Origin of the sequence: Flagellimonas zhangzhouensis, from assembly GCF_900102925.1 — a bacterium.
In the GTDB taxonomy this organism is placed as follows: Bacteria; Bacteroidota; Bacteroidia; order Flavobacteriales; family Flavobacteriaceae; genus Flagellimonas; species Flagellimonas zhangzhouensis.
Genome location: NZ_FNKI01000005.1, coordinates 124,879 through 144,111, shown reverse-complemented (window position 1 = coordinate 144,111; position 19,233 = coordinate 124,879). Strand labels below are relative to the sequence as shown.

Sequence of the window (19,233 nt, the reverse complement as noted above, 5' to 3'; positions counted from 1 at the left end):
CGATTGTAATGGAAAAAACAATATTTGAGATAACTAAAATGGATTGTCCCTCAGAGGAAAATCTGATCCGTATGAAACTGGACGGAATTTCAAGTATTGCAAATATGGACTTTGACATTCCCAACAGAAAATTGACCGTTTTTCATAAAGGACAAATTGACCAAATAGAAAAATCAGTTCTTGAACTGAATTTAGGTGGACAGAAAATATCGACTGAGGAAACGGACCAAATCGACTTTAATGAGCATTCAAACCAAAGAAAACTACTTTGGACTGTCCTGGGAATAAATTTCGCCTTTTTCGTAATCGAAATGGCTACAGGAATAATCTCAAAATCAATGGGGTTGGTTGCGGACAGCTTGGATATGCTTGCTGATTCATTCGTTTATGGAATAAGTTTGATTGCTGTTGGAGGAACTATGTCCAGAAAAAAACAGATTGCCAAACTTGCTGGGTATTTTCAAATAACTCTTGCTGTAATTGGTTTTATAGAAGTTTTGAGAAGATTCTTTGGGGCAGAACAACTTCCCGATTTTTCAACTATGATAGTCATTTCAATTTTGGCACTTATTGCAAATGGAATTTGTCTTTACATATTACAAAAATCAAAAAGCAAGGATGAGGCACATATGAAAGCAAGTATGATTTTCACCTCTAACGATGTAATCATCAATATGGGAGTAATAATTGCGGGACTATTGGTAAATTGGTTAAGTTCTAACAAACCTGATTTAATAATTGGAACTATTGTTTTTGTTTTGGTGATTCAAGGAGCATTCAGGATTTTGAAACTTAGCAAATGAACCAAAGTTCAAATAAACGATATTGAATCTTTCCGTAATCACAAAAATACAGCCCCTTTTAAGGGTGCTGTATTTTATTCCTTTATTTAATCAATCTAACAAACATCCCCGACCTTTGGATTCGGGTAATTGTCCGATTGGTCTTCGGTGGTATTGTCCAAACATGCAAAATCCTTTTCTAAGAGTAAGGATAGCTCTTTGCTATTTTTTAATGACATCATATTTTGATAGCCTACCTTATCTGAAGTGGCCCAATTCGAACATTCATATTTTGGAACAAATAGGGTAATGGTATTGTTGGAGAACTCAGCTTCCATAGAAGTAATCCCATCCTTTGCTTGCAATTTATAAGTGAATTCAGAGTTTCCAAAGTGGGTTGTTTCCGAAAATACACCAGTTGAACAGAACGTTTCCACTTCTGTTTTGGTCAATCGGAATCGAATGGAATCGCCTTTTATCCTAATTTTCATTTTTTAAGCTTTTTAAATTCTTTTTCTCGCTTTGTTTTAAGCTATAATTGATGGTTACCCTTGTGCCCTCACCAGGCGTGGAACTAATGAACAATCTACCATTTATGTAGCTTATCCGCTCTTTCATAAAAAATACGCCCATTCCGCCCTCACTATTGTTTTTAGGTGGACGTTTTAAAATGGCGGGATCAAATCCTTTTCCATCATCATCGATGACCACGCTTAATAAGTTGTCCGTAAAGTTGATGGTCACCAAAATATAGCTGGCATTTGCATATTTAATGGCATTGTTTACCGCTTCTTGCGTAACGCGGTATATATTGGTTTCCGCCAAAGAATCAAATCGGATGTTTTCTTCTGCCTTGTTTTCGAACAATATGTTTTTGCCTGTCAATTTGCTCAGTTCTTGCGTCATTTTTTGCAGGGCAGGGAAAATACCATGATCGCTCAGTTCAGGCGGTGTTAAATTAAAGGTGGCAGTTCTAACTCCTTTGATCAAATCAGAGGTCAAATTTTTGAGGTAGTCGATTTTCTCCTTGGTTTTTTCCATGTTGGAAAGGTTAATGGACTCAATATTGAATCGCAAGGCTGTAAGCATTTGACCAATACCATCGTGAATGTCCTTGGCAATTCGCTTTCTTTCCTCTTCTTGACTTTCGACGATCAAACTGGCCTGAACTTGCTTTTGACGCATACGTTCCTCGTAATTTTCAAGCCTGAGCTGCTCCACTTTTATTTGATTTTGCATTCGTTCGGTGATATCGGAACAAAGTAAGAGCACATTGTGTTTTTTGCTTGCCTGATGTATCGGGATGATGGAAATATCCAACCATAATTTTTTGCCCGTCTTGGTTTTGATCTCAATTTCCTCCGAGCGGATATCCCGTCTCGGTTTGGTCATGATTTCGCGTAGGTATTGCTGTTGACCACTATCTTCCGTCAAAATTTCTGAAAGTTGTGCATTGGGAGGGAGGTCTTTCTTTTCTAAAAGGGCCAAGAATTTTTTACTCATAAAAACTACTGATCCATCGGAACGTGTACTTGCAAAAAGCGCAGCGTTATCTATTACAAAATTGAGTTCCCGTAGTTCTTGCAATGATTTTTCTTTCTCTTGAACCACTTTTTTGATTTCCAAGGCATCCTTTTCGGATTTTATCTGGCTTTTGACTAAATCCCGTATGGTTTCTCGAATTTGAATGGAGAGCGGGCGGAAGATAAAAAGCACCTCCAAAAATAAAATACCTAAGGAAAAGGCCAAGAGCATGTATTCCTTAAATTTCAGGTTTTCCAGTTGGTCCTTACTGATGCTATCGTATTCGTTTACGATCTCGTCCATTTTGGACAAAAAATCGGATTCGTTGGCGAGTAAAATTTCAACTTGAGCATTGGATTTGATGGAGTCAACACTTGAAAGAATAGCTTCAACCGCACTCACTATGGCATTGTGGTGTACGGAAACTTCATCAAACAAGGCTAAAATGGTTTTATTTTTTTCTTTGGGTAATCCAATGCTGTCATTCCCATTTTGAAGTCCGTCATGGGAAACTTTCCAAACCCATAACGTTTGATCAAGTTTTGACAACAGTTCTTCCCTTTCATTTTCGGAAAGGGTGGAGTTCTGCAAAAGCAAAGCTTCCTTGACCAATTTTTGACTGTAGGCGCGTTGTCTTCCTGCTACGTTGATTACCCTCGAATCGTACAATTGACCATCCAAATGCCGTTGAATCAATATTTGGGCAATTATAATGGTCAGGGCAATGGCGGCAAGGGCTAGGAGGTACCATTTTCGTATCCGTACAAATGTGGATACGTCCAATGCCTGTTGTTGGTTGTTTTTATCCATTGCCTTTTAAAATTCTTTTATGGGGTGGATAATGCTTTTGTCACCAATGCCAATCCGTCTTCTGAAAGGGTTAGTTTAAGAGCGGTTTCATGACCTTTGTCCGACATTTTTTTCCAAGTCTTTTGAAGAATGGAAATCATTTTGGCCTCATCGTGCTTATGCAAAAACGGTTCGTAATAATATTTCAAAAAGACCAAACAGATTACATCTTCCAAAGTTTGGGTGTCCTCGTCCTTTTTCAACTGTTTTTTGAGCAATAAAAATTCGACACGATCAATGGTTTCTTGATCATACCCCACCTTGGTCAAAATTTCCGCAGCTTTTTCCGCATGGAATTTTTTTAAATCCTGTCGCCATTTCAAGTACCCCACACGGTTCATTTCATAGGAATCACGAGGGATTTCCCAACGGCAAATATGCTGACAACGAGCCGTTAACTTTAAGGCTTCAGGGGCATCGGGAGCAAACTCATCTAAAATTTGGGTCATCCGTTTGGCATAGAGCAGTTCTTTGGGCTGTTCCACGCCATTTGCGACCTCCGTATTGGGGTCTTGGGAATTGGCCTCGTCAAATAACCGAAATGCCTCTTGAAGTTTGCTGGGACTGCCCATTTAAATTGATTTTTCTAAAGCTATTCAGAAAAACCAATATACACAAAGCCATCCTCAATTTTAATGGGATAAATGGCTATTGCGGGTAGATCACCGTTCAAATTTTCTCCAGATTCCAGCGAGAACGTTTTTTTGTGCATTGGGCAGGCTACTTTTGCAATGCCATCGGCATCACCAAGCATTCCTCTACTCAAAACCATTTCCATTTTATGTGGACAAAGGTTTTGGCAAGCGTACCAAGTTTGTTTGCGTTTGTAATGGTACACCGCAATTTGTTTGTTTTTGTATTTCACGCACGCCCCGCCGTTTTCTGGAATATCGTTAACGTTGCAGGCTTTGAACCAAACGGAAACTGTTGTTGGGTCTACTGAGGTGTATTCAGATAAAATTGAATCCATAGTTATTGGTTTTAGTTGGTCCAAGGTTCTGGCATTTTTTGATCGCGCATAGGTACGAAGACCATGTTGTCATCTCTTTCTTCGGTATTGACAAAATGGGAGAAACGCTTTTTCATTTCTTCGCATTCAACAGCTTGTTTCCATTCGCATTCGTATTTATCAACCAAAGATTGCATCTCTATTTCCAACTCTTCGGCCAGGTTCAAACTATCATCAACCACAATTCTTTTAAGTTGCTCAATTCCACCCTCCAATTTATCCAACCAGGCAGCGGTGCGCATAAGTGGGGCAGCGGTTCGGATGTAGTACATTAAAAACCGATCCAAATATTTAATTACGGTTTCATTGTCTATTTGTTCGGCCAATAGTATGGCATGTTTTGGGGTGGCGCCACCGTTTCCACATACGTAGAGGTTCCAACCACCATCCACGGCGATAACTCCAAAATCTTTTCCTCTGGCTTCGGCACACTCTCTGATACAGCCTGAAACGCCTCCTTTAAGTTTATGGGGAGAACGCAATCCTTTATAGCGGTCTTCCAGTTCTATCGCAAAACTTACACTTTCATCCATTCCGTAGCGACACCATGTAGAACCTACGCAGCTTTTTACCGTACGCAATGACTTTCCATAGGCGTGACCACTTTCAAAACCTGCATCAATCAATTTTTTCCAGATGGCAGGAAGATCATTAAGTTCGGCACCAAATAGGTCGATACGCTGTCCGCCTGTTATTTTGGTGTATAAGTTGTACTCCTTGGCCACTTCACCGATCACGATTAATTTTTCTGGGGTGATTTCACCTCCAGGGATTCTAGGAACTACGGAATACGAACCGTTGCGTTGGATATTGGCCAAAAAGCGATCGTTGGAATCCTGAATTACCGCTTCCTTATTGGCGGTGTCATTATAAATGGTCGCAAAAATGGAGGCCAAGGCAGGCTTGCAAACTTCGCAACCGTCTCCTTTTCCACACTTATCCAAGGCCTCATCGAAAGTTTGAATGTTTTTCACTTTTACAATCCCATACAATTCTTGACGGGTATATTCAAAATGCTCGCAGATAACATCTTTTACCTCTTTACCCATGGATTTTAAGGTCTCATTGACCAAATCCACGACCATGGGCTTGCAACCTCCACATCCAGTAGTGGCCTTGGTCAATCCGATAACATCTTTCAAGGAATTACACGCACCCTCTTTTATAGAACCACAGATTTTTCCTTTGGAAATACTTTCACAAGAACATATTTGAGCCGTATCGGGCAGATCCATAGCGCTTCCAAAAGCTGAACCACCATCGCCACGGGCACCCACGATCAATTCTTCCGCATTTTCAGGAAGACTCATATTGTTAAGGTACATCTGGTGCAAAATGTTGTAATCATTGGCATCACCTACCAAAATTCCACCTAACAAGGTTTTACCATCATGGCTTACGTTAATCCGCTTATATAGGTGCTTGGTTTTATTTTCGTAGATAATTGACAAGCCTTTTTCAGCAGGCATATAAGGTGTGCCAAAACTGGCAACGTCAACTCTCATCAATTTTAATTTGGTTGACATATCTATGTCAGCGGGCATCAATACTTCAGGATTTCCTAAGATTTGATTTGCTGCCACATTGGCCATATCGTACCCGGGGGCCACTAGACCATAAATCATTTGATTGTAAAGAGCAACCTCTCCAATGGCATAAATATTAGGAATAGAAGTTTCCATTTTGTTGTTCACTACAATTCCTCCGCGGGTGCCCATATCCAAACCACAAGTTTTTCCGAGCTCATCCCTTGGACGAATACCAGCAGAAATGATCAACATATCCACATCCAATTGATCGTCCTCGCCAAAATCCATTCCCTCGATGACACTTTCACCCAATATTTGGTTGGTGGCCTTGCCCAAATGAATTTGAATGCCCATGGATTCCAATTTTAATTGAAGCACATTGCTACTACGTGTATCCAATTGTCTAGGCATCAATTTAGGGGCAAACTCCACTACATGAGGTTCCAATCCCATATCCAAAACAGCTTTTCCTGCTTCAAGACCCAATAAACCCCCGCCAAGGATTGCCGCGCGTCCATCTGGTTTAATGGCCTTTATTTGGGCGGCGTAGGACAACATTTCCTCAAGATCTTCAATGGTGCGGTATACGAACACCCCTTCCTTTTCAACGCCTTTAATCGGGGGGACAAAGGGGGCGGAACCCGTGGCCAGTACCAAATAATCATAGGAAAAGGATTTCCCTGATATGGTACGTACTTCCTGGGTCTCGTTCAGAATGTCCGTTACCCGTTCATTGGTAATAAGATCTATATTATTGTCACTGTACCAGGAGGCGGGGGCCAATTCCAAGGCTTTTGCATCTTGGTTTCCGAAATATTCACTTAAGTGAACCCTGTCGTAAGCGGGTCTTGGCTCTTCACCAAAGACTATTAGTTTGAATGCCGCGTTGGCAGGATGCGCTCTGAACTTCTCACAGAACTTATAACCAACCATTCCATTTCCTACTACAATTACTGTTTTCATATGCCAAAGATTTGAAATACGATTCAAAACTAAGTATAATTACTTAAATAAATACTGATTTTTCAAAAATAATTACGTATTCTTGTTGAGGAAATGATAAAAAGTACTTGAAATAACCTTAATAATACGGTATAACTATGAAAGCAAGAGTAAGTTTGGTAGGAGCTGGGCCTGGAAGTTCAGACCTAATAACAGTAAGGGGTTTACGAGTTTTGCAGTCGGCCGATGTTGTTTTATACGATGCTTTGGTCGATGAAGCATTATTGCTTGAAATACCCAATCATGTTCCTAAAATATACGTAGGCAAAAGATGTGCTAAGCATAGTTATACGCAGGACGAAATCAACACCTTATTAGTAGAAAGTGCATTTACTTACGGCCATGCGGTGCGTTTAAAAGGGGGAGACCCGTTTGTGTTTGGTAGGGCTTCTGAAGAGATTGATTATGCTCAATCCTTTGGATTACCCGTTGAGGTGGTTCCTGGAATCACAAGTGCTATTGCCGTTCCTGCAAGTCAAGGTATTCCTGTAACCAAAAGAGGGGTAAGTAGTAGTTTTTGGGTGCTTACGGCCACTACAAAGGAACAAAGTTTCTCAAAGGATTTTGAATTGGCTGCCCAATCCTCTGCAACCTTGGTTATATTGATGGGAGTTCGCAAACTAAAGGATATAGCGCAATCTGTAATGAAATATAGAGGCGGCAATACACCCTTTGCTGTAATCCAAAATGGCACTTTGTCTTCAGAAAGTTGCATGGTGGGAACTTTATCGGATGCAACCTATATATATAAGGAATTGGATTGTAACAAGCCTGGTATCATAGTTATAGGTGAAGTGGTGGCCGATCATAACTTCTTTTACGAAGATGAGATACAACGTGTGCTTCAATCCACTTTTTGATTTTAATCCTGATCGAGGATATCTAGATCAGAGCCTAGAAATTTTAAGTATTCCTCAATTTGACCTTTTTCAAAAATTCAATTTCACAAATCTCATTGAAAATCAGTATAAATACGTAAATATACCTAGGTAAATAAAAAACAATACGTAGTTTTACCCTGTAATTGATGATAACCATTATAAAAGTACCGCTTTATGAAAACAAACATTACAAAATTTTCTAGTCTTCTATTATTAGCAGCTTTGGTTGCTTGTGGAGGAAAGAAAGAAAAAACAGCGGGGGATGTTGCCCAGGCAATGGATACAGCCCCAGCATTGGAAATTGAGAAACCACAATTGACTTTTGGTTTTATCAAATTGACGGATATGGCACCTTTGGCCATTGCTAAGGAAAAAGGATTCTTTGAAGATGAGGGTCTTTTTGTTTCGGTAGAGGCACAGTCCAACTGGAAAAATGTGTTGGATAGGGTAATCGATGGACAATTGGATGGTTCACACATGTTGGCGGGTCAACCCATCGCGGCTGGAGCAGGTTTTGGACGTCAAGCAGAATTGGTAACCCCTTTCTCCATGGATTTAAATGGAAATGGAATCACGGTTTCCAACGATGTTTGGTCAAAAATGAAACCCAATGTACCTACTGGGGATGATGGAAAACCAGTTCATCCTATTAAAGCGGATGCTTTAAAACCTGTGATCTCTGAATACAAAAACAGTGGAAAACCCTTTAAAATGGGCATGGTGTTCCCTGTATCTACCCATAACTATGAAATTCGTTATTGGTTGGCTGCAGCAGGAATCCACCCAGGATTGTATACCGCTGATAATGTGCAAGGGCAAATTGATGCAGAAGTATTGCTTTCTGTAACTCCACCGCCACAAATGCCAGCCACTTTGGAAGCAGGTACCATTTATGGGTACTGTGTGGGCGAGCCATGGAACCAGCAAGCGGTTTTCAAAGGAATCGGTGTACCTGTAACCACCAATTATGATATCTGGAAAAACAATCCTGAAAAGGTATTTGTGATGACCAAGAAGTTTGTGGAGGAAAATCCAAATACGGCAATTGCAGTAACAAAAGCATTAATAAGAGCAGGAAAATGGTTGGATGAGCCTGGAAATAGAGCAGAAGCAGTTAAAATATTATCCATGCCTCAATATGTGGGTGCTGATGAAGTGGTACTTGCCAACTCCATGACAGGAACCTTTGAATTTGAAAAAGGGGACAAGCGTTCCATGCCAGACTTTAATGTATTCTTTAAATACAATGCAACCTATCCTTTCTATTCCGATGGTATTTGGTTCTTGACCCAAATGAGAAGATGGGGTCAAATTCCAGAATCAAAACCTGCTGCATGGTACGATGAGACCATAAAGGATATTTACCGTCCTGACATCTGGAAAAAGGCTGCGGATGCTTTAGTGACCGAGGGGCATCTTTCTGCGGGGGATATTCCAGCTACTGACGGATACAAGCCAGCAACAACCGATTTTATCGATGGTAAAACGTATGATGCAAAAGACCCAATTGGGTATATCAACAGTTTTAAAATTGGAAACAAAGAGGATGACTCATCCTTGTAAATCTTAAAAATGATGAAGCAAAGCGTTACAGTAGTGCAGGATGAAAAGGGGAATTTTGGAACCATGGTCAAGGATTTTGTGATCAAATTGATCCCTGCCATGCCTAAATGGAATGGCAAGACCTTGGTGAGAAAAGTGTTGATTCCATTGGCTTCGATCATATTGTTTGTTGGTTTGTGGCATGTTGGTGCAAAAGCCCTTTACAATATCGAGGCGGATTATAAAATTCAAAAAGCCCTTACAGATCAAGGTCAGGAGGCCGCCGATCAAATGGCTGCTTGTATCGCTTCGGGAGATGTGAGTTGTCAGCCCAATACATTGCCATCGCCAGCACAGGTGTGGACATCGTTCAATACGTTGATTGCCGATCACAAAGCAATTAGTGCGGATAAAGCTGAATTTAAAGCAAAAACAGCCGCATTGAATGCAAAACGTGAAGCTGAGGGAAAAGCTCCCATTGTGTATACGGGAAGACCTTCTTTTGTGGATCAGATATTCACCAGTTTAAAAACTGTTTTTGCAGGATTTCTATTGGCATTGATTATTGCGGTTCCTGTGGGGGTAATTATCGGATTGAGCACTACGTTGCGCAACTCTTTCAATTGGTTGATTCAGATTTTCAAGCCCGTTTCCCCAGTGGTTTGGTTGCTTTTGGTTTTCATGATCGTGAAGACGATGACCAAGGATTCAGAATCTGATAGTGCTTTTATCATCTCCTTTATCAGTGTGGGACTGTGTGCCATGTGGGCCACTTTGGTCAACACGGCCATGGGGGTTGCCACAGTGGACAAAGACTATATAAACGTGGCTAAAGTGCTCAAATTAGGACCTATTCAAAAAGTGTTTAAGGTGATTTTGCCATCTTCATTACCACTAATTTTTACAGGATTGCGCATTACCCTTTCCGTGGCCTGGATGGTTTTGATCGCCATTGAACTCTTGGCGCAAAGCCCAGGATTGGGATCCTTTGTTTGGGAAGAATTCCAGAATGGAGCCAACGATTCCAACTCCAAGATTATTGTGGCCATGTTCGTGATTGGTATCATCGGATTCTTATTGGACAGAATCATGTTGACTGTTCAAAATATGGTGTCTTTCAATAAAAATGCAACCGCTTAAATCAGTAGCTATGGCCTATTTGGAACTTAAAAATGTAAGCATGACCTATGGTCGAGGAGCTAATGCCACTGAGGTACTGTCAAACATTAACTTGACCATTGAAGAGGGGGAGTTTGTAGCAATTGTTGGTTTTACAGGAAGTGGAAAAACCACCTTGGTGAACTTGATCAATGGACTTTTAAAACCGACCAGTGGTGAAGTGCTTTTTAAAGGTGAGCCCGTTGTGGATACCAGTCATGAGAGAGGGGTAATCTTTCAAAATTATTCCTTGTTGCCGTGGTTGACCGTGGGGCAAAATGTGCACATGGCCGTGAAAGAAGCTTTTCCCAAAGCAAGTAAAAAGGAAATAAATGCAAGAGTCGAGGAATATGTAGCGATGGTGAATCTTTCTCCAGCCATTAACAAAAGACCAAAGGAATTGTCTGGTGGAATGCGCCAACGGGTATCCGTAGCTCGGGCATTGGCCATGAATCCCGAAATGATCATCATGGATGAACCACTTGGTGCTTTGGATGCATTGACCCGTGGAAATTTGCAGGATGAAATCCTAAAAATTTGGAGCAAGGATAAACGCACCGCATTGTTGATCACCAATGATGTGGATGAGGGAATTTATATGGCAGACCGTATTATTCCACTCAAACCAGGTCCAAATGCGACCTTGGGACCAGAGTTCAACATCAATATTGAACGACCTAGGGATAAGACCGAGCTTAACGATAACTTGGAGTACAAAAAGACCAGAAACGCCATCATCGAATATTTGATGGGCATTGGGGAAGAGCGAAAATCAGCCTCTAAGAAAATATACGAATTACCAGAATTGACACCTAAAAGCTTTGTTGCCTAATTGTTAAAACCTATGGAAATGGTAGTAGAAGTATCAAAACAGGCCCAAGGGCACGAAAATGGGGTAGTGTACCCATCGGACAACATTATGTTGGATTTGCACGACTTGAAAAAAGTGTACCCAACGCCAAAGGGAGATTACGTGGTATTGGAGCACTTGAATCTTCAAATTTTAAAGGAGGAATTTGTGACTATTATTGGACATTCAGGTTGCGGAAAAACCACCATGCTTTCCATGATTGCTGGTTTAAATCCCATTTCTGACGGAAGAATTTCCGTTTTGGGAAACCCGATCAAAGGACCAGGACCAGACCGTGGCGTAATTTTTCAAGCCCCGAGTTTAATGCCATGGATGACGGCTTTACAAAATGTAAAGTTGGGAGTGAACCAAGTATTTCCCCATGCTAGCAAGTCGCAACGAAAAGATATAGCCATGTACTATTTGGACAAAGTGGGTTTAGAGGGTGCATTTCACAAAAAAGCCAATGAACTTTCCCAAGGAATGCAACAAAGGGTTGGTATTGCCCGCGCTTTCGCCATAAAACCCAAAGTGTTACTATTGGACGAACCTTTTGGAATGTTGGATTCACTTACAAGAGGGGAGCTTCAGGATATATTGATTGAAATCTGGAACAAGGAAAAAATCACTGCGGTAATGATAACCCATGATGTGGACGAAGCAATTTTTTTGGCAGATAGAGTGGTGATGATGACCAGTGGACCCAGAGCAAAAATTGGCGATGTGCTATCCATAGATTTTGAACGGCCACGAACTCGAAAATCGGTTTTGGAACACGACGATTATTACAAATACAGAAAACACCTTATTGACTTTTTGGAGCATTGATAGTTCCTTTTTTCTAAATAACCTATTAACAAATCTCAAAAAATGAAAAAGCTAATATTAACCGTTGGCATGCTATTGCTATGCCTTATTGGAGCGCAAGCCCAATTTACTTTGGATGGTCAGTTTAGACCAAGAACTGAATATAGAAATGGATTCGGAAGCCTTATTCCTGATGCAGCAGATCCAGGTTTTGCAATCTCTACGAGAGCTCGTTTGAACGCTGCCTATCAAACTGAAAAATACAAGTTCTATTTAAGCATTCAAGATGTGATGGTCTGGGGGGAGAACCGTCAGATTTTACCAGATGATCAAAATGATTCCTTTGCCGTTTTTGAAGCTTGGGCACAATTGAATTTGGGTTCAGGGTGGTCCACCAAATTGGGAAGACAAGTACTTTCTTATGATGATCAACGTATTCTTGGTGGCTTGGATTGGGCGCAACAAGGAAGAAACCACGATGCCGCATTGATTAAATACGCAAAAGATAATTTCATTTTGGATTTTGCTTTTGCCTACAATCAAGATTTTGACAATCCAACAGGATTTCAGTCGGTGGGCAATGCATACAATACCACTGGATTTTTCAGCTACAAGACCATGCAAATGCTGTATTTAAAACAGAAATGGGAAAGTTTTGGGGCAAGTGTGGTGTTGATGAACAATGGATTCCAAAATTTTGATGACCAAAGCAATGCTGATGGGTTGAGCAATTTACAAACCTTGGGAACCCACTTAACCTTTAACAAAGGAAGTTTTGGGCTAGCTGCCAATGCATTTCTTCAAACAGGGGAGCGACAAGGCGAATTGGATGTAAAAGGTGCTTATTTGGTTGGATTGGACGCTACTTATAAAGCTTCAAATGCGATTGGATTGGGTGCTGGAATTGAAATCATCAGTGGAAATGATGGTCAGACAGCAGGGGAGACTGGTGCATTTTTCCCATTGTACGGAACCAACCATAAGTTCAATGGTTTTATGGATTATTTCTACGTGGGCAACCATGCCAATTCAATCGGATTGTTCGATATCCATGCCAGTGCCAATTTCAAATTGGGAGAGAAATCCAGCCTATTGGCCAAGGTGTTGAACTTTAAAGGGGAGCAAGATTTGCCAAGTGGTGAAAATGCATTGGGCACCGAAGTTGATTTGGTCTTTACCCAAGGGTTTAATGGGTATTCCCTTAAAATTGGATATTCCCACATGTTTGCCGCAGATGGAATGTACGAACTCAAAGGAGTTGCAGAAGATGTTGCAGCAGGTACCCAAAACTGGGCATGGGCCATGTTGATCATCAAACCTAAATTTTTTAGCACGGCAAAGGCGGATTAAGATATTAAGTTGGTTAGTGTTTAAGGGGCTGTTCCATTTTAGTTTGGATACAGCCCTTTTTGTTGTAGTAAAGTGATTTCATATTTAGATAATTCATTTATTTTTGTTTCATGCACGATTCGAAGCTAAACAAAACGATAACCATTGTCTTGGCAGATGACCATTCCTTGGTGAGGGATGGGATTCGGGCTTTGTTGGAAGAAGAAGAGGACCTAGACGTAATCGGTGAGGTTTCCAATGGTCTCGAGGCCATTGAAATGGTCGGTGAAAAATCCCCAAACATTTTGATTATTGATATCCGTATGCCCGAATTAGGTGGTATTGAAACGGTTGAACGTTTAAATGCCAAGGGGGGGCTAAAGACCAAATGCATTATTCTTTCCATGCACGACTCCGAGGAATATATTCTAAAATCGGTGCAGGCTGGCGCCAATGGTTATTTGTTGAAAGATACGGGCAAGTCAGAATTTGTAAAAGCGATTCACGTGGTGCATGAAGGTGGTAAATATTTTAGCGGAGATATTTCCGATGTTTTGGTGAATAATCTTTTCAAATCCACAACAACTACGGAAAATGCTTCCGAATCCAAAGCCAAAGAAAATCCATTTGATTTGACCAATCGTGAACTTCAGGTGTTGGAATTGATTTTGGCAGGATATACAAGTAAGGAAATCTCCGAAAAACTAAACAATAGCAAGCGAACGATAGACACCCATCGCTTCAATTTAATGAAGAAAATGGAGGTCAAAAATCTTATAGATCTTTCCAAAAAAGCACAGCAGTTTAACCTGGTTTAGGCATTTCTTCGGCATTCGCCAGTAATTATTACCAAAACTTCAATTTTTTGACACACTTTTGCCAAATTTATACTACGTATTTATACGTATTTTTATATTTTTAATTATTGGAAAATCAGGAATATAAAAATCTCCTTTCATGCAAAAGAAGGATACATTCGATTCTATTTGTTCCTATTGTGGAGTAGGTTGTGGCATTACCGTAAAAAAGGATGCCAAAGGAGTGCTTTCAGTTACGGGTAACGAGTTATATCCTGTAAACAAAGGCATGCTATGTACCAAGGGAAAAACCTTGAATTATGTTGCTCAGGACACATCAGATAGGATTCTTTATCCAGAAATGCGGTGGAGTAGAAATCACCCCATGCAGCGCGTTACTTGGGATATAGCCTTTAAGCGGGCAGCAGCAGTCTTTAAAAGTATAATTGAAAAACATGGACCTAATAGTGTTGGTTTTTATGTTTCTGGGCAATGTCTTACTGAAGAATATTATTTGGCCAATAAATTGACCAAAGGCTTTTTGGGCACAAATAATATAGATACCAACTCTCGTTTGTGCATGAGTTCGGCTGTGGTAGGATATAAAAAAACAGTTGGTAATGACGCAGTTCCTATTTCGTATGCTGATATTGAGTTGGCAGATTGTTTTTTGATAGCAGGAGCCAATCCAGCTTGGTGTCATCCTATTTTGTTTAGAAGAATTGAAAAGCATAAAGAGGAAAATCCAAATGTAAAGATCATTGTGGTGGATCCTCGAAAAACGCAGTCTTGTGCCTTGGCAGACCTACACTTACAGATTTTACCAGGTACGGATGTGATTCTTTTCAATGCCATGGCCAGATGGTTGATTGAAAAGAAGAAAATAGATAAATCCTTTATTCAAAAACATACTTCCAATTTTGAGGCTGTTAAGCAAACTGCGTTTGAACTCACCATTCGTCAAGCTGCAGAAAAGTGCGGGATTTCTGCAGATGAAATTCGATTGGCCGCCAAAATGATTTCAGATGCCAAGGGGTTCATCAGTATGTGGACCATGGGGCTCAACCAGAGTGTAATTGGGGTAGACAAAAATGTTTCGCTTTTAAACCTTTCCTTGCTAACTGGACAAATTGGAAAACCAGGGTCAGGACCTTTTTCACTCACAGGACAACCTAATGCCATGGGGGGTAGGGAAGTAGGGGGAATGGCCAGTTTGCTGGCTGCGCATCGTGATTTGGGCAATCCCAAACATCGAAAGGAAGTTCAGGAATTTTGGGGAAGTACAGAAATTCATGGGGAACCTGGATACACGGCCACCGAAATGTTCGACGCGCTGGAATCGGGAAAAATGAAAGCGGTTTGGATCGTTTGTACCAACCCTATTGTGAGCATGCCCAACGCCAAACAAATCGAAAAAGCGCTTGAAAAGGCGAATTTTGTTATTGTACAGGATATTTCCCATAATTCGGAGACCACTAAATATGCAGATTTGTTGCTTCCAGCAGCAGGTTGGTTGGAGAAAGAGGGAACCATGACGAATTCGGAGCGAAGAATCAGTTATTTGCCCAAAGTTATTGACGCCCCAGGTGAGGCGTTGCCCGATGTGGAAATTTTATGGCGTTTTGCCCAAGAAATGGGTTTCCATGGCTTTGATTATACCAATGCTTCCCAAGTGTATGATGAGTATTGTTTGATGACCAAAGGAACAACTATTGACATTTCGGGACTTTCCTATGAAAGATTGAAGACGGAAGGGAGCTTTCAATGGCCTGTTCCATCACCAGACCATAAAGGGACACCCAGATTGTTCCAAGATCAAAATTATTTTACTTCTGATGGAAAAGCACATTTCAACGCGCCAAGAAATCTTTACAACAAATCCGAAACAACCAGCCCAGAGTTTCCTTTAATTCTGAACACAGGTAGGGTGCGTGATCAATGGCACACCCGAACAAAAACAGGAAAAGTAAAACGCTTGACTACCCATATTCCCGCACCTTTTTTGGAAATGAACAAAATAGATGCCTATATAAGGGGCTTTAAGGAAGGGGATGTGGTGACCGTAAAAAGTAGACGTGGAAGTGTTAGGGTCAAGCTTAAAATCAATTATGATATTCGGGAGGGCGTTGTGTTTTTGCCTATGCATTGGGGTAAAATCCTCAATAATGACTTCAGTAGGGCCAACAACTTGACCAATAATATTGTAGATCCAATTTCCAAGGAGCCCGATTTTAAGTATTGTGCAGTTCAAGTAGAAAAATATCGAAAACCTTTTGAGAAAATTGTAGTCGTAGGTGCTGGTGCAGCAGCCTATCGTTTTGTGCAATCCTACCGAGAAAAGAATTGGGGCGATACGATCAAAGTATTCTCTAAAGAAGAACATCCATTTTACAATCGTGTTTTGTTGCCTGAATATGTCAATAATGACCTTGGTTGGGAAGCTCTACAAAAATTAAAGGAGGGTGAATTGGAAAAACTCAAAGTGGAGCTTTTCGCCAATAATGGGATTCAAAAAATTGATAAAGAAGCCAAACAGGTAATTGATGATAATGGTGTTTCACATGATTATGATTTGTTGATTCTGGCAACTGGCAGTCGTGCTTTTGTACCGCCTGATGTTCGCATGGACCTACCTGGTAGATTTACCATGCGGGAACGTGGCGATGCCGACCGACTCAAAGAATATTTGACCAAGACCAATCTTCCAGTAAATGAGCAACATGTGGTGATTATTGGTGGGGGATTATTGGGATTGGAATTGGCCGCTGCATTAAAAAAGATAGATATAAATATCAGCATCATTCAACGTTCACCACGACTGATGGAGCGCCAGTTAGACCCTATTTCGAGTCGTTTGTTGGCTGAGGATGTTTTGGAACGGGGAATTCAATTGTACTTTGATAACGAGGTGAGTACCGTTTTTGAAGATAAGGATTCACCCCATAATTTATTGGTGAACCTAAAAACGGGAAGAACGCTCAATTGCAACGCCATTGTGTATGCCATTGGCACACGCCCTAATATTAATTTGGCCATTGATGCTGGACTAAAAACTAAGCGAGGTGTTTTGGTAGATCCTTATTTAAAAACGAGTGATGCATCCATTTTTGCCTTGGGTGAGATTGCTGAATTTGATAATTCACTTTTCGGAATTACTTCAGCAGCAGAACAACAGGCCGATATTGCAGCCAACTATATTTTAGGCGATTTGGGAAGTACATATTCAGGATCGGTACTCATGAATATTTTAAAGTTTGAGAATCTGGATCTGTGCAGTATCGGAATGGTCAATGCACCTCAAAATGATTCTACTTACGAGGAGATTATTTTGATGGATGTGAGCCAGCGTTTCTATAAAAAATGCATCGTTAAAGATGATACCTTAAAGGGTGCCATTTTAATGGGGGATAAAAATGAGTTTGCGGAATTCAAGCGATTGATTGAAGAGGGTGTTGAACTTTCTGAAAAACGAAATGAATTGTTGCGTGGCGCATCGAACAGAGAACCATTAAAGGGAAAAATGGTCTGTACGTGTAGTCAAGTGGGAGATGGGAATCTTAAAGATGCCATTGCAGGCGGATGTTCAGACTTTAAGAACCTTTGTACCCAAACTGGGGCAGGATTAGGTTGTGGAAGTTGCAAACCAGAGGTAAAGGGGATATTGGATGCCCAATTAAAAACGGCCGCTGTTTAATTCGAGGATTATGAATGACGATTTAAATAGAATTTTTGTCAAAGGTGGGGTGACATCGCCAGGGGAACTTATGGAAAGTATTGCCTTGTTAGAGTCCGCAGGGTTAACTGAAGTTTATTTTGGGTCCAGACAAGATATTTTATGTCCAACAAACAATTCTAATGAACAAAATCCCATAGATATTGTTGCCGACAGGTCTTTTCAAAATATAGTATGTTCCTATGTCTGTGCCGATATATTTGATGCCACCCATTGGTTAAAAGGGTCCACCTATTTGTATTTATTGGAGCAGTTTGACTTTTTGCCCAAATTAAAGATCAATATAACTGATCCAAAACAACGATTGGTTCCCATATTTGGTGGAAACTTAAACTTTATTGCTTCTGAGCATGAAGATTACTGGTATTTGGACATTTTGTTACCGCAGTGGGAAACTAGCGCCTATTATCCCGTCCTTGTGTACAGTTGGGACATCGCAGACATTAGTCGCGAGATTGAAAAGATATACAAGGAAATTCAAGATGTAGAAGAGTTGTTTGCTGCCGTAAACAGTGTGCTAGCTACCCCCAACAATAAAGCTGTGGATAAGGAGCTTTTTATTCCCTATCAAACTTTTCCCTATTATGAGGGACTAAATCGAATGGGAATTGATCAGTACTGGTTAGGACTGTATTGGAGAAACAATCGATACAACCTGAAATTTTTAAAGGACTTCTGTAGTTTTTGCTTGGATCAAAGTTTTGGTAAAATTTGCATCACCCCATGGAAATCTTTAATTGTAAAAGGGATTCCGAAAGAGTGCAGAACCTCTCTCGAATTATTTTTAGGAGAAAGAGGAATCAATGTAAGACATTCGCAATTGGAGATGAATTGGCATTTGCCTGTTGATGATTCTGATGCTCTCGATTTAAAAAGATATTTGGTTCAGAGTTTTGATCAAAAGGATATTAGTACGTACGGCCTAACTTTTGGGATCAGCAATCAAGTGGGCAAACGTACCCATATGTCTTCCGTGGTAATTGAAAAGAACCCTATTTCCAAAGCTGTTGAGCAAATAAATCCGAATACTAGACCAACCTATAATATTCGACATTTCAAAAATTTTAATCCCAATACCCAAAACTTACAAACATTTGCGCAGGATATTGACCAAAGAGAACTACCTGACTTATTAATAGAACTCAGTAAATTGTATTTTCAGGAATTGGGCAAGGAAAAAGATGTGGCATCGGATAAATCAACAAAAACAGAAGTGATAAAAAATGAGGTCTATCAATGCCAAAATTGTTTTACAGTTTATGATGATGTAATTGGAGATCCCAAATCAAATATTGCTTCCAATACAAGATTTGAGGAATTACCAGAAACCTATGAATGTAATGTTTGTGGAGCTGGAAAAAGCATTTTTGTAGTGGTTGAATTGATGGTGGAAAGATAAATTAGGTATTTTAATTACTATATAATTTCCGACTTATTCCCG

Annotated in this window: 15 protein-coding genes; 10 read left to right on the top strand and 5 right to left on the bottom strand. The window is 40.4% G+C overall.

Translation table 11 applies throughout. The annotated features are described in order from the left end of the window. The first annotated feature begins 8 nt into the window (after positions 1 to 8). Positions 9 to 803, top strand: coding sequence for a cation efflux transmembrane domain-containing protein (locus tag BLQ18_RS15790; RefSeq protein WP_090298963.1), 795 nt, complete (start codon positions 9 to 11; stop codon positions 801 to 803). A 95-nt stretch (positions 804 to 898) separates the two neighbouring features. On the opposite strand, the gene BLQ18_RS15785 is transcribed toward BLQ18_RS15790, so the two are convergent. Genes BLQ18_RS15785 through nirB form a run of 5 tightly spaced genes read right to left on the bottom strand, consistent with a single transcriptional unit; the run spans position 899 to position 6,656 of the window. Continuing rightward, positions 899 to 1,273: a DUF7009 family protein gene (locus BLQ18_RS15785; protein ID WP_090298960.1), complete on the bottom strand. Its 375-nt coding sequence runs from the start codon at positions 1,271 to 1,273 to the stop codon at positions 899 to 901. After that, a complete protein-coding gene (locus tag BLQ18_RS15780; protein ID WP_090298957.1) occupies positions 1,263 to 3,116 on the bottom strand; it encodes a PAS domain-containing sensor histidine kinase in 1,854 nt (617 codons plus the stop codon). Before BLQ18_RS15780 ends, BLQ18_RS15785 begins: the two co-directional genes overlap by 11 nt. 17 nt (positions 3,117 to 3,133) lie before the next feature. Further along, on the bottom strand, positions 3,134 to 3,727 hold the full coding sequence (locus BLQ18_RS15775; protein WP_090298954.1) for a DUF4202 domain-containing protein: 594 nt from the start codon (positions 3,725 to 3,727) through the stop codon (positions 3,134 to 3,136). Positions 3,728 to 3,747: 20 nt separating this feature from the next. Further along, positions 3,748 to 4,125 carry a nitrite reductase small subunit NirD gene (gene nirD / locus BLQ18_RS15770; RefSeq protein ID WP_090298951.1) on the bottom strand — a complete coding sequence of 126 codons (378 nt, stop codon included), beginning with the start codon at positions 4,123 to 4,125 and terminating at the stop codon, positions 3,748 to 3,750. Positions 4,126 to 4,136: 11 nt separating this feature from the next. Beyond that, positions 4,137 to 6,656, bottom strand: a complete 2,520-nt coding sequence (gene nirB, locus BLQ18_RS15765) for a nitrite reductase large subunit NirB (protein ID WP_090298948.1) — start codon at positions 6,654 to 6,656, stop codon at positions 4,137 to 4,139. Positions 6,657 to 6,793: 137 nt separating this feature from the next. On the opposite strand from nirB, the gene cobA reads away from it, so the two are divergent. The 9 genes from cobA to BLQ18_RS15720 all read left to right on the top strand — a co-directional run bounded on the left by cobA (position 6,794) and on the right by BLQ18_RS15720 (position 19,191). After that, positions 6,794 to 7,555 carry a uroporphyrinogen-III C-methyltransferase gene (cobA, locus tag BLQ18_RS15760; RefSeq protein WP_090298945.1) on the top strand — a complete coding sequence of 254 codons (762 nt, stop codon included), beginning with the start codon at positions 6,794 to 6,796 and terminating at the stop codon, positions 7,553 to 7,555. 195 nt (positions 7,556 to 7,750) lie between these two features. Beyond that, positions 7,751 to 9,139: a CmpA/NrtA family ABC transporter substrate-binding protein gene (locus BLQ18_RS15755; RefSeq protein WP_090298941.1), complete on the top strand. Its 1,389-nt coding sequence runs from the start codon at positions 7,751 to 7,753 to the stop codon at positions 9,137 to 9,139. A 12-nt stretch (positions 9,140 to 9,151) separates the two neighbouring features. After that, positions 9,152 to 10,258: an ABC transporter permease gene (locus BLQ18_RS15750; RefSeq protein ID WP_090298939.1), complete on the top strand. Its 1,107-nt coding sequence runs from the start codon at positions 9,152 to 9,154 to the stop codon at positions 10,256 to 10,258. A 10-nt stretch (positions 10,259 to 10,268) separates the two neighbouring features. Next, positions 10,269 to 11,108, top strand: a complete 840-nt coding sequence (locus tag BLQ18_RS15745; protein WP_090298935.1) for an ABC transporter ATP-binding protein — start codon at positions 10,269 to 10,271, stop codon at positions 11,106 to 11,108. 18 nt (positions 11,109 to 11,126) lie between these two features. Beyond that, entirely contained in the window at positions 11,127 to 11,954 is an 828-nt protein-coding gene (locus BLQ18_RS15740) for an ABC transporter ATP-binding protein (protein WP_090299013.1), read from the top strand. 42 nt (positions 11,955 to 11,996) lie between these two features. After that, entirely contained in the window at positions 11,997 to 13,283 is a 1,287-nt protein-coding gene (locus BLQ18_RS15735) for an alginate export family protein (protein WP_090298932.1), read from the top strand. A 110-nt stretch (positions 13,284 to 13,393) separates the two neighbouring features. Further along, positions 13,394 to 14,080 carry a response regulator transcription factor gene (locus BLQ18_RS15730; protein ID WP_090298928.1) on the top strand — a complete coding sequence of 229 codons (687 nt, stop codon included), beginning with the start codon at positions 13,394 to 13,396 and terminating at the stop codon, positions 14,078 to 14,080. 139 nt (positions 14,081 to 14,219) lie between these two features. After that, on the top strand, positions 14,220 to 17,753 hold the full coding sequence (locus BLQ18_RS15725; protein WP_090298924.1) for a nitrate reductase: 3,534 nt from the start codon (positions 14,220 to 14,222) through the stop codon (positions 17,751 to 17,753). 10 nt (positions 17,754 to 17,763) lie between these two features. Beyond that, complete coding sequence (locus tag BLQ18_RS15720) at positions 17,764 to 19,191, top strand: rubredoxin (RefSeq protein WP_090298922.1); 1,428 nt, start codon at positions 17,764 to 17,766, stop codon at positions 19,189 to 19,191. Positions 19,192 to 19,233 lie beyond the last annotated feature (42 nt).